Origin of the sequence: Pantoea sp. SIMBA_079 (assembly GCF_046940275.1) — a bacterium.
In the GTDB taxonomy this organism is placed as follows: Bacteria; Pseudomonadota; Gammaproteobacteria; order Enterobacterales; family Enterobacteriaceae; genus Pantoea; species Pantoea borealis.
The window spans coordinates 176,722-190,349 of the sequence record NZ_JAWRYR010000005.1; the positions used below are offsets into that span (position 1 = coordinate 176,722).

11 protein-coding genes are annotated in these 13,628 nt (G+C 56.0%); 7 read left to right on the plus strand and 4 right to left on the minus strand.

Annotated elements, in window-relative coordinates:
• Nucleotide 1: 1 nt before the first annotated feature.
• The gene (locus SB719_RS09855; RefSeq protein ID WP_314686626.1) at nt 2-1,111 is read right to left on the minus strand and encodes a YcbX family protein; all 1,110 of its coding nucleotides are present in this window, start codon (nt 1,109-1,111) and stop codon (nt 2-4) included.
• Between the two features lie 96 nt (nt 1,112-1,207).
• Between SB719_RS09855 and rlmKL the strand changes: the two genes are divergently transcribed.
• The 6 genes from rlmKL to rmf all read left to right on the plus strand — a co-directional run bounded on the left by rlmKL (nt 1,208) and on the right by rmf (nt 9,154).
• The gene (rlmKL, locus tag SB719_RS09860) at nt 1,208-3,325 is read left to right on the plus strand and encodes a bifunctional 23S rRNA (guanine(2069)-N(7))-methyltransferase RlmK/23S rRNA (guanine(2445)-N(2))-methyltransferase RlmL (protein WP_292972220.1); all 2,118 of its coding nucleotides are present in this window, start codon (nt 1,208-1,210) and stop codon (nt 3,323-3,325) included.
• 5 nt (nt 3,326-3,330) lie between these two features.
• Nucleotides 3,331-5,238: an ABC transporter ATP-binding protein gene (locus SB719_RS09865; protein ID WP_065649670.1), complete on the plus strand. Its 1,908-nt coding sequence runs from the start codon at nt 3,331-3,333 to the stop codon at nt 5,236-5,238.
• Between the two features lie 16 nt (nt 5,239-5,254).
• Nucleotides 5,255-6,541: a membrane integrity-associated transporter subunit PqiA gene (gene pqiA, locus SB719_RS09870; protein ID WP_065649669.1), complete on the plus strand. Its 1,287-nt coding sequence runs from the start codon at nt 5,255-5,257 to the stop codon at nt 6,539-6,541.
• Nucleotides 6,513-8,156 (plus strand): intermembrane transport protein PqiB, encoded by a 1,644-nt coding sequence (gene pqiB, locus SB719_RS09875; RefSeq protein ID WP_304233512.1) that lies wholly within the window; start codon nt 6,513-6,515, stop codon nt 8,154-8,156. The genes pqiA and pqiB overlap by 29 nt, the downstream gene beginning before the upstream one ends.
• The gene (gene pqiC / locus SB719_RS09880) at nt 8,153-8,719 is read left to right on the plus strand and encodes a membrane integrity-associated transporter subunit PqiC (RefSeq protein ID WP_304233508.1); all 567 of its coding nucleotides are present in this window, start codon (nt 8,153-8,155) and stop codon (nt 8,717-8,719) included. Before pqiB ends, pqiC begins: the two co-directional genes overlap by 4 nt.
• A gap of 267 nt (nt 8,720-8,986) precedes the next feature.
• On the plus strand, nt 8,987-9,154 hold the full coding sequence (gene rmf / locus SB719_RS09885) for a ribosome modulation factor (RefSeq protein WP_075050746.1): 168 nt from the start codon (nt 8,987-8,989) through the stop codon (nt 9,152-9,154).
• A gap of 60 nt (nt 9,155-9,214) precedes the next feature.
• On the opposite strand, the gene fabA is transcribed toward rmf, so the two are convergent.
• Both fabA and SB719_RS09895 read right to left on the minus strand, forming a co-directional pair.
• The gene (fabA, locus tag SB719_RS09890; protein ID WP_039383641.1) at nt 9,215-9,733 is read right to left on the minus strand and encodes a bifunctional 3-hydroxydecanoyl-ACP dehydratase/trans-2-decenoyl-ACP isomerase; all 519 of its coding nucleotides are present in this window, start codon (nt 9,731-9,733) and stop codon (nt 9,215-9,217) included.
• A 67-nt stretch (nt 9,734-9,800) separates the two neighbouring features.
• Nucleotides 9,801-11,645, minus strand: coding sequence for a Lon protease family protein (locus tag SB719_RS09895; protein ID WP_293004607.1), 1,845 nt, complete (start codon nt 11,643-11,645; stop codon nt 9,801-9,803).
• Between the two features lie 70 nt (nt 11,646-11,715).
• Between SB719_RS09895 and matP the strand changes: the two genes are divergently transcribed.
• Nucleotides 11,716-12,180 carry a macrodomain Ter protein MatP gene (gene matP, locus SB719_RS09900; RefSeq protein WP_139074201.1) on the plus strand — a complete coding sequence of 155 codons (465 nt, stop codon included), beginning with the start codon at nt 11,716-11,718 and terminating at the stop codon, nt 12,178-12,180.
• A gap of 55 nt (nt 12,181-12,235) precedes the next feature.
• Here matP and ompA read toward each other — a convergent pair whose 3' ends face one another.
• Nucleotides 12,236-13,309, minus strand: coding sequence for a porin OmpA (gene ompA, locus SB719_RS09905; protein WP_039383647.1), 1,074 nt, complete (start codon nt 13,307-13,309; stop codon nt 12,236-12,238).
• Nucleotides 13,310-13,628: the final 319 nt, after the last annotated feature.

Below are 13,628 nucleotides of genomic sequence, written 5' to 3' on the forward strand. Positions count from 1 at the left end.
CTTACGCCAGGTCAATATCACTGGCCGGAATACAGCTGCAGCTCAGAATCGTGCCGTCAGCGCGTACGGCGCTCTGCTTTAACGGCCTGACGGTGCCGGACACCAGCGTCACTTTACAGCTGCCGCACAGCCCGGCCCGGCAGGAATAGGGAATGCGAAACCCTGCCATCTCCAGCTGTTCCAGTAATACCTGCTGATTATCTCCCTCAAAGCGCCGGCCCTGACAGGTAATGGTAACGCTGGCAGGCGTGCCTGTCTCTGCGTTCAGCGGCGCCGCAATTTCGCCGGCCCCGTAGCCGCGCGGGGTATGACGTTCCAGAATAGTCACGCTGTCGCCGCTGCGGATCAGCCCGCTGTTCAGGGCAACCAGATTCAGGCCAAAATCGATATCCCCGCTGCCATCCTGCGCGCTGCGAAAGCCCTGCAGCGTGGTCAGCGGCTCACCCGCGCGGTGTTTTTCTCCGCTTTCCGTTCCGATAGTGGTGAATACGCAGCGGCTGCACGGTTTCGGCACGATAAACTCAACGTCACCGATTTTCAGCCGCTTCCAGCTATCCTCATCCCAGGCAGCGACACCGCTGACCACCAGGTTAGGGCGAAACTGCTCCACGCGTACGCCAGCCGGGCAGCGCTGCTGCAGATCCTGCAGAGACGCCATATTGACCAGCAGAAACGGATAGCCGTCGGCAAAGCCGAGCGGCACGGCGTCAAAACGCTTTACGCGACGTGTCGGCGTTTCGCCCACCCAGCGCAGCTGTACCGGGCGCGGAAAATAGTCGCTCAGCCAGCGGTTGATCGTTTCCGGCGCGGTGCGGGCAGTAAAGGTGTTACCCCAGACAACGGTTTCACTCTCTTCTGCCGCAAAGTCGGCATAGCGGATCAGCGCCTGCTGGCCGTCCGGCGCGTTAATCAGCAGGCCATCCGGCAGCATAACCGGCGTAAAACGTACCAGCTGCGGAAACTGACGGGCGGTGATGAATGTCCCGTCTGGCTCTGCAATCATAAAGATGCGATCGAACGCCAGACCGCTCTGCAGCACCTGTGCGTGCGACTGCTGCTGGCCGCGCATCGATTTGACCGGGTGAATATAAAGACGGGATAAGGTAATCATCATCGTTCCATGCAGACAAAAAGAAGCTAACTTTATGACATAGGACGCTGATTCGCTATAATGCGCAACAATTTTAGCAAGAGTATAAGTGACGATATGAATTCTCTGTTTGCCAGTACGGCGCGTGGGCTCGAAGAGCTGTTGAAAACTGAGCTGGACGCGCTGGGCGCGCAGGATTTGCAGGTGGTGCAGGGCGGCGTCCACTTCCGTGCCGACGATCGCGTTATGTATCAAAGCCTGCTGTGGAGCCGTCTGGCTTCACGTATTTTGCTGCCGCTGGGAGAATTCGGTGTCTGGAGTGACCTCGATCTCTATGTCGGCGCGCAGAGTATCCCCTGGGCTGAGCTGTTTGACAGCGAAACCACCTTTGCCATCCATTTCAGCGGCACTAATGACGTCATCCGCAACAGCCAGTTTGGTGCACTGCGTATCAAAGATGCGATCGTTGACTGTTTTACCCGTCAGGATCTGCCGCGTCCGAGCGTGGATCGCGAGCAGCCCGGTATTCGCATCAACGCCTGGCTGAATAAAGATCGCGTCAGCATCGCGCTGGATCTGAGCGGCACCGCGCTGCATCAGCGTGGCTATCGCCAGCAGACCGGTCAGGCCCCGCTGAAAGAGAATCTGGCGGCAGCCATTGTTATGCGTTCCGGCTGGCAGCCGGAAACCCCGCTGCTGGATCCCATGTGCGGTTCCGGCACGCTGCTGATTGAAGCTGCCCTGATTGCCTGCGATCGCGCGCCGGGTCTGCTGCGCAGCCACTGGGGCTTTAGCCGCTGGAAGCAGCACAATGCAGCGCTGTGGCAGGATCTGCGCAGCGAAGCGCTGCAGCGCGCGCGGGCTGGCACCGCGGCCACCCAGGCACGCTTCTTTGGTTATGATAACGATGGCCGCGTGCTGGAGTGGGCGCGCGCTAACGCACGTCGTGCCGGCGTTTTTGAGCTCTTCACCTTTGCGCAGCAGGATGTGCTGAAGCTGAGCAATCCGCTTGACGATAAAACCGCGACCGGAACGGTGCTGAGTAACCCGCCGTATGGTGAGCGCCTGGAGAGCGAGCCGGCGCTGATTGCGCTGCACAGCCAGCTGGGCCGCATTATGAAGCAGCAGTTTGGCGGCTGGAATCTGTCACTGTTCAGCGCCTCACCCGATCTGCTGAGCTGCCTGCAACTGCGCGCGGAGCGCCAGTTTAAAGCGAAAAATGGCCCGCTGGAGTGCGTGCAGAAAAACTATCAGCTGGCGGCCTCCGGTGCGGCTGGCAGCGCGCAGATTGCAGAGGATTTCGCGAACCGCCTGCGCAAAAACCTGAAGAAGCTGGAGAAGTGGGCGCGTCAGTCGGGCATTGAGTGCTATCGCCTCTATGATGCCGATCTGCCGGAATATAATGTCGCGGTCGATCGTTACGCCGACTGGGTAGTGGTACAGGAGTATGCGCCACCGAAAACCATTGATGCGGCGAAAGCGCGTCAGCGGCTGTTTGATGTCATCAGCGCTACGCTCAGCGTGCTGGAGATCCCGGCTAACCGGCTGGTGCTGAAAACCCGCGAGCGACAGAAAGGCAAAAATCAGTATCAAAAGCTGGGTGAAAAAGGCGAATTCTTTGAAGTGCAGGAGTTTAACGCCCGGCTGCTGGTAAACCTGACTGACTATCTTGATACCGGCCTGTTCCTCGATCACCGTATCGCGCGACGGATGCTCGGAGAAATGAGTAAAGGAAAAGACTTCCTGAACCTGTTCTCCTACACCGGCAGCGCCAGCGTGCATGCCGGACTGGGCGGAGCTAAATCCACCACCACGGTTGATATGTCGCGCACCTATCTTGAGTGGGCCGAGCGCAACCTGCGCATCAATGGCCTGACCGGCCGCCAGCATCGGCTGCTGCACGCCGACTGCCTGAGCTGGCTGCGTGAGAGTGATGAGCAGTTTGACCTGATCTTTATCGATCCGCCGACGTTCTCCAACTCCAAGCGAATGGAAGCTGATTTTGATGTGCAGCGCGACCATCTGATGCTGCTGCAAAATCTGAAGCGTATGCTGCGTCGCGGCGGCACTATTATGTTCTCTAACAATAAGCGCGGTTTTAAAATGGATCTGGAGGGCCTGCAACGGCTCGGCCTGCAGGCGCAGGAGATCACGCAAAAAACATTGTCTCAGGACTTTGCCCGTAATCGTCAAATTCACAACTGCTGGCTGGTCAGCCACGCCGGTAAGGAATAATTTATATGTCGTTGATCAGTATCCATGGTGCGTACCTCTCGTTCAGTGATGCGCCGCTGCTGGATAATACCGAACTGCACATCGAAGAGGGCGAGCGCGTCTGTCTGGTGGGCCGCAACGGTGCCGGTAAATCCACATTAATGAAAATCATCAACGGCGAACAGCCGCTGGATGATGGACGTATCATCTATGAACAGGACCTGATCGTGTCGCGGCTGCAGCAGGATCCGCCGCGCAATATCACCGGCTCGGTGTATGATTTCGTTGCTGAAGGCGTGGCCGAGCAGGCTGAGCATCTGAAAGCCTATCACGCGATTTCGCATAAAGTGATGGAGGATCCGAGCGAGAAAAACCTCAATGAAATGGGCCGGCTGCAGACGATTCTTGATCACCAGAATCTCTGGCAGCTCGACAGCCGTATCAACGATGTTCTGCAGCAGATTGGTCTGCAGGCCGACACGGAACTCTCTTCGCTCTCCGGTGGCTGGCTGCGCAAAGCCGCACTCGGCCGCGCGCTGGTCAGTAATCCGCGCGTGCTGATGCTGGATGAGCCTACTAACCACCTCGATATTGAAACCATCGACTGGCTGGAAACGTTCCTGAAAACCTTCACCGGCAGCATCGTGTTTATTTCGCATGACCGCTCGTTTATCCGCAACATGGCAACGCGCATTGTCGATCTTGACCGCGGCAAGCTGGTCTCCTGGCCGGGAGATTACGATCAGTTCCTGGTGGGGAAAGAGGAGGCGCTGCGGGTTGAAGAGATGCAGAATGCTGAATTTGACCGCAAGCTGGCGCAGGAAGAAGTGTGGATCCGTCAGGGGATCAAGGCGCGTCGCACCCGTAATGAAGGTCGCGTGCGGGCACTGAAGGCGCTGCGCCGTGAACGCTCTGAACGTCGTGACGTGATGGGCAAAGCCAACATGCAGGTCGGTGAAGCCGCGCGCTCCGGTAAAATTGTCTTTGAGCTGGAGAACGTGCACTACGGCGTGGAAGGCAAAACGCTGGTTAAAGACTTTTCAGCCCAGGTCCAGCGCGGCGATAAGATTGCGCTGATTGGCCCTAACGGCTGCGGCAAAACCACGCTGCTGCGCCTGATGCTGGGTCAGCTGAAAGCGGACAGCGGACGGGTTCACTGCGGCACCAAGCTTGAAATTGCCTATTTCGATCAGCATCGCGCTGAACTCGATCCGGACCGGACCGTGATGGATAACCTCGCGGAAGGTAAACAGGAAGTAATGGTCAACGGTAAACCGCGTCACGTACTGGGTTACCTGCAGGACTTTCTGTTCCATCCTAAGCGTGCCATGACGCCGGTACGTGCGCTGTCGGGCGGAGAGCGCAACCGCCTGCTGCTGGCGCGGCTGTTCCTGAAGCCCAGCAACCTGCTGATCCTCGATGAACCGACCAACGATCTGGACGTTGAAACGCTGGAGCTGCTGGAAGAGCTGGTCGATGGATACCAGGGCACCGTACTACTGGTCAGCCACGATCGTCAGTTTGTTGACAACACCGTTACCGAATGCTGGATTTTTGAAGGCAACGGCGAAGTGGGCGCGTTTGTGGGCGGCTATCATGATGCGCAGCAGCAGCGCGCGGCGTACAAACAGACGCGTGTTGCACCAGCGGTCTCCGCGCCGGTGAAAACGGCAGAAAAAAATGAAACCGCCAAACGCAGCGCAGGCAAGCTAAGCTATAACCTGACGCGCGAACTGGAACAGCTGCCGCAAAAGCTGGAGCAGCTGGAGGCGCGGATTGGTGAGCTGCAGGCGCAGATGAGCCATCCTGATTTCTTCAGTCAGCCGCATGAAAAAACGCAGCCGGTTCTGGATACGCTGGCGCAGACGGAGCAGGAGCTGGAAACTGCCTTTGCCCGCTGGGAAGAGCTGGAAGCGCTGAAAAACGGCGCATAACACAGAGGAAAAGGGCATGTGCGCAACGTCGCCACAGGCGCAGCAGTGGATGCTCTGTCCACAGTGTGATTTAACCGTCAGGCTGCCCGCTGTGCCGGCGGGCAGCCGTGCCCGTTGCCCGCGCTGCCATACGCAGCTGCTGGCTAACTGGCATGAACCGCGTAAGCGTCCAACCGGCTATGCGCTGGCGGCGCTGTTTATGCTGGTGCTGGCTAATCTCTTTCCGTTTATCGATATGCACGTCGCCGGCCTCTCCAGTCGCATTACGCTGCCGGAGATCCCGCGCGTGATGGTGCGGGAGGATTACCGCAGCCTGGCCTCCCTGTTCCTGCTGTTTGTGCAGGGTATTCCGGCTTTCTGCATGATTACGATTGTGCTGCTGGTCAACCGGATCGCTCTGCCGCACCCGCTGCGGCGGGGGCTGGCGCGTATTCTTTTTCAGCTGCGCAGCTGGGGCATGGCAGAGATCTTCATGGCAGGCGTGCTGGTCAGCTTCGTCAAGCTGATGGCGTATGGTGAAATTGGCCTGGGCAGCAGCTTCTGGCCCTGGTGTCTGTTCTGCCTGCTGCAGCTACGCGCATTCCAGTGTGTGGATCGGCGCTGGGTCTGGCAACGCATTGATGCACTGCCTGCGCTGCCGTTTACGCCGCAGGCGGGGAAGAGTGGTCTGCAGCAGGGGCTGCGCAGCTGTCCCTGCTGCACGGCTATTTTGCCGGCGACGCAGCTGCGCTGTGGTCGCTGCGGGGTCACAGCAACACCCCGTCGCAGGCATAGCCTGCAATGGACGCTGGCGCTGCTGCTAACCTCCGTTATGCTCTATATCCCTTCGAATGTTATGCCGATCATGGTCACTGAGACGCTGGGTTCACAGTATCCCTCAACGATCATGGGCGGCGTGATTTTGCTGATGAGTGATGGCTCATGGCCCGTCGCGCTGGTGATTTTTATCGCCAGTATTATGGTGCCCTCACTGAAGATGGTCGCTATTGGCTGGCTCTGCTGGCACGCCAGCGGGCGCGGGCAGCGCGATGGCGAAAAAATGCATCTGATTTATGAAGTGGTGGAGTTTGTCGGTCGCTGGTCGATGATCGATGTATTTGTTATCGCCGTGCTCTCAGCGCTGGTGCGTATGGGCCAGCTGATGAATGTCTACCCTGCGCCGGGAGCGCTGCTGTTTGCCCTGGTGGTGATTTTGACAATGTTTGCCGCTATTACATTCGATCCGCGTCTGATTTGGGATCGCCAACAGGAAACTGAACGTAAGGAGTCGCGTCTTGACGGACAACAATCACGGGACTGCTAAGGTCGATCAGATCAAACGCTGGTCGCCAGTCTGGATCGTACCTATCGTCACGCTATTGATCGGCGGGTGGATCCTTTTTTATCACTTCAGCCATCAGGGGCCGCTGGTGACGCTGATCACCGAGAGCGCCGAAGGGATTGTGGCGGGTAAAACCACTATTAAAAGCCGCAGCGTGGATGTGGGAACCGTAGAGAGTGCGGTGCTGACGGATGATTTGCATCACGTCGAGATCACAGCCCGCCTGAATGCCGGTATGGAGAAGCTGCTCTATAAAGACAGCGTGTTCTGGGTGGTCAAACCGCAGGTCGGACGCGAAGGTATTACGGGTCTTGGCACACTGCTTTCAGGGGCTTATATCGAGCTGCAGCCCGGTGCAAAAGGCGAACAGCCGGAGCAGTATCAGCTGCTTGATTCACCGCCGCTGGCACCGCCGGATGCGAAAGGAGTCCGCATTGTACTCGACAGCAATAAAGCGGGTCAGCTCAACCCGGGCGATCCGGTGCTGTTCCGCGGTTACCGTGTAGGCACGGTTGAAACCAGCACCTTTAATACTGATAAACGTATGATGACCTATCAGCTATTTATCAGTGCGCCGTACGACCGGCTGGTGACCACCAACGTGCGTTTCTGGAAAGACAGCGGCATTGCCGTTGATATGTCGGCTTCCGGTATGCGCGTTGAGATGGGCTCACTGACCACGCTGTTTAGCGGCGGTGTCAGCTTTGATGTGCCGGATGGCTGGGATCTGGGTGAGGTAGCGCAGAATAAAGCGGATTATCATCTGTATGACGATCAGCGCAGTATTCAGGATTCGCTCTATACCCGACACACTGATTTCCTGATGTTCTTCAGTGATTCGATTCGCGGCCTGCAGGTGGGTGCACCGGTTGAGTTCCGCGGTATTCGTCTGGGAACCGTCGCGCAGGTGCCTTATATGATCCCGGGTATGGACCAGGCGCTGAACACAGATTATCGCGTGCCGGTGCTGATTCGCATCGAACCCGATCGCTTTACCGCACGACTGGGCAGTGATTTTAATCTGGAGCAGCATCTGCAGGATGGGAAGAAACGTGGCCTGCGCGGCACGCTGAAAACCGGCAACCTGCTCTCCGGCGCGCTGTTTGTCGATCTCGATTTCTACGATAAAGCGCCAGCCTATAAAGGACCGAACAGCGTAGCAGGTCTTGAGGTGATCCCTACCGTCAGCGGTGGTCTCAGCCAGATCCAGCAGAAGCTGATGGCGGCGCTGGATAAGATCAACGCGCTGCCGCTTAATCCGATGATCAGCGAGGCGACCGATACCCTGAAAGAGAGCCAGCGCACGCTGCGTCAGCTGCAGAATACGCTGAATAATCTGAACCAGATCACCGGCAGCCCGGCAATGAAAACATTGCCTGCCGATATGCAGCAGACGCTGCGTGAACTCAACCGCAGCATGAAAGGGCTGCAGCCGGGATCGCCAGCGTATAACAAGCTGGTGGGTGACATGCAGCGGCTCGATCAGGTGCTGCGTGAACTGCAGCCGGTACTGAAAACGCTGAATGCGAAAAGTAATGCTCTGGTCTTTGAAGCGAAGCCAGGCCAGGATCCGCAGCCAAAGAGGGCGAAACAGTGAGAAAAGCCATCATCGCAGGAGCCATGTTACTGCTGGCAGGGTGCAGCACAACAATCGATACCACGTACTATCAGCTGCCGGCAGGCAGCAGTACGGCGCGTGTCGCCAGCAGCGCGGGCAGCAGCCAGCCGATGCTCTGGGTAGAACATGTGAACGTACCTGACTATCTGGCAGGCAACGGGCTGGTTTATCAGACCAGCGATGTCAAATATGTTATTGCCGCTAATAATCTCTGGGCCAGTCCGCTCGATCAGCAGCTGCAGCAGACCCTGGTTGCCAATCTGAGCCGGGCGCTGCCGGGCCGTGTTGTCGCCTCATCGCCACATGGAGAGGGCTACGATACGCTCAACGTTAGCGTAAGTGGTTTTCAGGGACGATACGACGGGCGGGTCGTGGTGAGCGGTGAATGGCTGCTGCAGCATCAGGATCAGCTTATCAAGCGCAGCTTTAACCTGACATTGCCACAAAACGAAGATGGGTATGATGCGATGGTGCGTACGCTGGCCGCAGGCTGGCAGCAAACCGCGCAGCAGATCGCAAATAATGTAGCTTCGCTAAATTAGGAATAGTTTTAAGCGTTCGCTAAGTCCCTGATTTTCTGTAGCAACACTGCTCAGCCAATCAGGGGCTTTTTTTTGCCTAATCAGAAACATAGACACGCATTTGACATTTCTTTATGTCGTTTTAACGGCAAAACCGTGACGCTGGCGTGAATTTTGCGCATTGCTTTTTTTGCGCATTGGGGTTAGAACTTTACTGTGGCTGAACATAAATTCGCCACTCTTTCTTTCCACCAGATTCCACCAGACCTGAAATGAGGGAAACGCGGTATGAAGAGACAGAAGAGAGACCGTCTGGAACGTGCACATTCACGTGGTTATCAGGCCGGCATTACCGGTCGCTCTAAGGAGCTATGCCCCTATCAACTGATCGATGCGCGGTCTCACTGGCTGGGAGGCTGGCGTCAGGCCATGGAGGACAGGTCGGCGGTGGTCTAGCCCTGCCGGATGTCAGCAAAGGGAAAACCTCCGCCGCGGCGGAGGTTTTGTTAAGCAGAATCAGAATGCAGACGTATCTTTAAACAGGCCTACTTTCAGATCGGTAGCGGTGTAGATCAGGTTACCGTCAACAAAGACTTCACCATCCGCCACACCCATTACCAGCTTGCGGTTAATCACGCGCTTGAAGTGAATTTTATAGGTCACTTTTTTCGCTGTTGGCAGCACCTGACCGGTAAACTTCACTTCGCCTACGCCCAGCGCACGGCCTTTGCCTTCCGCGCCTAACCAGCCGAGATAGAAACCAACCAGCTGCCACATCGCATCCAGGCCCAGACAGCCAGGCATGACCGGATCGCCTTTGAAATGGCAATCGAAGAACCAGAGGTCAGGGCGGATATCCAGTTCAGCTTCTACAAAACCTTTATCGAAGTTACCGCCATCTTCGGTCATTTTGACCACACGGTCCATCATCAACATGTTGTCAGAGGGCAGCGGTGGCCCGTTTTCGCCGAACAGTTCGCCGCGACCTGAGGCAACCAGGTCTTCTTTGCTATAGGATTCGCGTTTATCTACCATGTTCTCAATATGCCTTCTTTTAGTGAAGCCCGAATATTAGCGAACAGTTGTACGCCGGGCAATGCCCCTATCTGTGGTTAAACCAGTTAAGCCAGCGTAAGGGCCATGGACGGGGTGAAGATTCCTGCTGATTAAACTGCGTAATGCGGGCCTGAATCATCGTTAGCAGTGATTCTCCGCTCTCACTCTGCCACACCACACCTGTCAGCAACGGCAGGGCTTCATCAATGCGCTCAATGGCCCACAGATGAAACTCTCCCGCTTTCACTGCATCAACAATTTCCTGACTAAGACTGAGATGACGCACGTTAGACGCGGGCAGAATGACGCCCTGCTTACCGGTGAGTTCACGCGCCTGACAGACATGGAAAAAACCTTCAATCTTCTCGTTCAGACCACCGACCGGCTGCACATTACCAAACTGATCAACAGAGCCAGTCACCGCAATCTGCTGGCTCAGCGGCTGATTAGCCAGCGCGCTGATTAATGCGCACAGCTCTGCCAGAGAGGCGCTGTCACCATCCACTTCAGAGTAAGATTGCTCAAACACCATTGAGGCGGAGAAGGGCAGTGGCTGATCGAGTTCCAGCTCAGCAATCAGATAGGCCTGCATAATCATCATGCCTTTGGCATGAATATTACCGCCCAGCTCCGCTTTGCGTTCCACATCGTTAAGTTCACCATCGCCGGGATGCACAACGCAGGTAATACGCGACGGCTCACCCCAGGCGCGCGGATGCCCCGGAAACTCAACAACCGACAGCCCGTTGATTTGCCCGATAACCTCACCCTCTGTTTCAATCATGATCTGATTCAGCAGGATCTCATCGCGCATGCGTTCAGTCAGGTAGTTTTCCCGCCACTGGCGTGCTTCAAGCGCCTCTGTCAGTGCTTCGCCATTAATAATATCGCCGTGCAGAGCGGTCTCATGCAGCTGTCGCCTCAGCCAGCGCGGACAGAGCGGCAGCGTATCCTGATCGCCGGTAAAGCGTACCGCTTCCGTCACCAGCGGTGGCCAGAAATCCGCTTCCGGGGCATTGATGTCAGCCTGTGCTGCCTGTGTCAGAACCCACTGACACCAGTTGAGCATATCGCTTTCATCAACAATCTGCAGGTGCTCTTCAAACTCACTGTAGAGCGCCATTTCATGCACTTCGGCATCCAGTTCCTGAAAACTGGCCAGCGCATCACGGTCGCCACACAGCACCAGCCGGACGCTGAGCGGCAGAGCAGGAATAGCTACCGGCAGGGGCTGACGCTCATCCTGTGAATACCACTCAAACCGCTGCAGTTCGATACACCGGCGCAGTCGCAGCCAGAGCAGGGGCTGGGCCAGCAGCGTGTTGATTGACAGGATCAGCGTCCCGCCATTGGCGCGATGCAGCAGCCCTGGCTCAGGCATCACGCGATCTTTGTACTGACGCACGCAGCCAAACAGCTGCTCAGCTTCGATCCAGTCAGCATAAAATACCCCGCCGCTACCGGTAAAAGGGCGGTTGATATCGGCAGGCGGCAGCAGCGTTACGGTGTCGCCCATCACATGGTAGTCACCACCATACAGCTGCCCGGTATCGGGCTGAAAACGTTGTGCTGCCGTTGCGATCCAGGCGAGATAGTCGCTATTTTCCTGGCTGCGTAACAGCAACAGCGGGAAACCCGCGGACTGATGGTGTAAATGCGCCAGCGCATTCAGCAAACGCGGCTGAACCGCGGCAAGGCTATCGCTATCTTTCAGAGAAACCGTTGAAAAAAGGGTCTGCCAGGAAGTGCTATCTGGCTGCAGGGCTTGCCACGTAAGTTGGTTGCTGGTCAAAATATTCGCATTAGTCTGATTTAGGAAAAGCGTGATTATACAGGATACAACCGGGTTTATCACGGCGAGTTCCGGTAGTGAGTGTGACAGGAACAACATGTTTTTCGTTGCTGCATCGCGCAAAAAAGCTGTTATTCTTAAGTTGTTACGTGGTCACGGTGGGATTCCGATGAAATACCAGCAACTTGAAAATCTGGAAAGTGGATGGAAATGGAAATACCTGGTGAAAAAACATCGGGAGGGGGAGCTTATTACCCGCTATCTGGAGCTCAGCGCGGCACAGGCTGCGGTGGACGCGCTGCTTGCGCTGGAAAACACGCCCGTTGAGGTTAACCAGTGGATTGCGCAGCATATTCATCCCGGTCTGGAAAACCGCCTGAAGCAAACCATACGTGCCCGTCGCAAACGTCACTTTAATGCTGAACACCAGCATACGCGTAAAAAATCGATCGATTTAGAGTATCTGGTGTGGCAGCGGCTGGCGGGTCTGGCGCAGCGCCGCCACTGCACGCTTTCGGAAACCATTGTGCAGCTGATTGAAGATGCCGAGCGGAAAGAAAAGTATGCCAGTCAGATGTCTACGTTAAAACAGGATCTGCAGGCCATTTTAGGCAGCGAAGAGAACAAAAAGTAAGCGAACAGCAGAAACAAAAAACCCCGCCGGAGCGGGGTTTTTTTTACGCGATAACTTAAGCCTGTGGCTGAGTTACAACGTCTTTGATGCCTTTCACGTCGATCTCAACGCGACGGTCTGGACCCAGGCAGTCGATCAGGGCATTACGGCCTTTCACGCTGTCACAGGTGTTACCAGTAACCGGGTTGGATTCGCCCATGCCACGTGCAGAGATTTTGTTAGCCGGGATACCTTTAGATACCAGGTAGTCGACAACAGACTGAGCACGTTTCTCAGACAGTTTCTGGTTGTACTGGTCTGAACCGATGCGGTCGGTAAAGCCCAGAACCACAACAGAACCATCTTTTGGATCCATTGAGCTCAGCTGGCTGTACAGCTGATCCAGAGCCTGCTGGCCTTCTGGCTTCAGGGTAGATTTGTTGAAGGTGAACAGCACGTCAGACTTCAGGGTGAAACGCTTGGTTTCAACAACCGGAGCCGGTGCCGGAGCTGGTGCAGCGATTGGTGCAGCAGCTTCATCCTGACCGAAGCGGTATGCAACGCCTACGCTCAGCATGCCGTTGTCTGGACGCGCGCCAACGGTACCTGCATCACCGATGTTGTTAACCCACTGGTAATCCAGACGGGTTGCCCAGTTTTTGGTCACTGCATATTCAACACCCACTGCAGCCAGCGGAGAAACGCCGGTGTCGTGGTCGCTGCGGCGCTCGCCGGTCAGGGTGTTGTTCTGGGTAGAATCTGCACGCCATACCATGCCGCCCAGACGGGTGTACACGTCCAGATCATCAGCAATTGGGTAGCTCAGTTTAGCAGCCAGCTGAACGCCCTGTGCTTTGAATGCGCCGTTGATGTTGTCGCCTTTGTTAGGCATACGGCCCAGCCAGTCATAGCCCAGCTCGAAGCCCAGGTATGGGTTCGCCTGGTAACCCAGGAAGGCACCTGCGCCCAGCTGAGATTCGTGAGTTGGACCGTCGTTGTTCGCGTAACCGTTACCGTAGTAACCAGTATCGTGATACTGAGACCAGCCCAGTTTAGCACCGGTGTACCAGGTGTCATCTTTAGGAGCGGCCTGCGCTACGGTAGCGAAGCCAGCCAGTGCCACTGCAATTGCGATAGCTGTCTTTTTCATTTTGCGCCTCGTTATCATCCAAATAGGCAATGAGCAAAAAGGTTGCTCTTGGTTGTAATCCTTCGCCGGGTCTGAACGCTCGCTTATGACTCTACCGAAAAAACGGAGGTTATTGAGCACCCTGGCGAGCTAAAGTCTACAACGAGATTGAAAACTTACAAGTATGATGTGAGGCGAGCAGGTAAAAAAACAGGTGTAAATACACACATTTTAACAATTGACGGGGCAAAATTTTCGTTCTGTAAACAGAGAATTGCAGCTAAGCCCTTGTCCTGACTGGCAGGAACATTATCAGTAGCTTAGCGGCAACTGGCCGGAA

What these genes read in the sequence shown, in the direction of transcription:
- SB719_RS09855 (WP_314686626.1), bottom strand. Translation starts at nt 1,111, where the DNA reads ATGATTACCTTATCCCGTCTTTATATTCACCCGGTCAAATCGATGCGC.
- rlmKL (WP_292972220.1), top strand. Translation starts at nt 1,208, where the DNA reads ATGAATTCTCTGTTTGCCAGTACGGCGCGTGGGCTCGAAGAGCTGTTG.
- SB719_RS09865 (WP_065649670.1), top strand. Translation starts at nt 3,331, where the DNA reads ATGTCGTTGATCAGTATCCATGGTGCGTACCTCTCGTTCAGTGATGCG.
- pqiA (WP_065649669.1), top strand. Translation starts at nt 5,255, where the DNA reads ATGTGCGCAACGTCGCCACAGGCGCAGCAGTGGATGCTCTGTCCACAG.
- rmf (WP_075050746.1), top strand. Translation starts at nt 8,987, where the DNA reads ATGAAGAGACAGAAGAGAGACCGTCTGGAACGTGCACATTCACGTGGT.
- fabA (WP_039383641.1), bottom strand. Translation starts at nt 9,733, where the DNA reads ATGGTAGATAAACGCGAATCCTATAGCAAAGAAGACCTGGTTGCCTCA.
- SB719_RS09895 (WP_293004607.1), bottom strand. Translation starts at nt 11,645, where the DNA reads ATGTTGTTCCTGTCACACTCACTACCGGAACTCGCCGTGATAAACCCG.
- matP (WP_139074201.1), top strand. Translation starts at nt 11,716, where the DNA reads ATGAAATACCAGCAACTTGAAAATCTGGAAAGTGGATGGAAATGGAAA.
- ompA (WP_039383647.1), bottom strand. Translation starts at nt 13,309, where the DNA reads ATGAAAAAGACAGCTATCGCAATTGCAGTGGCACTGGCTGGCTTCGCT.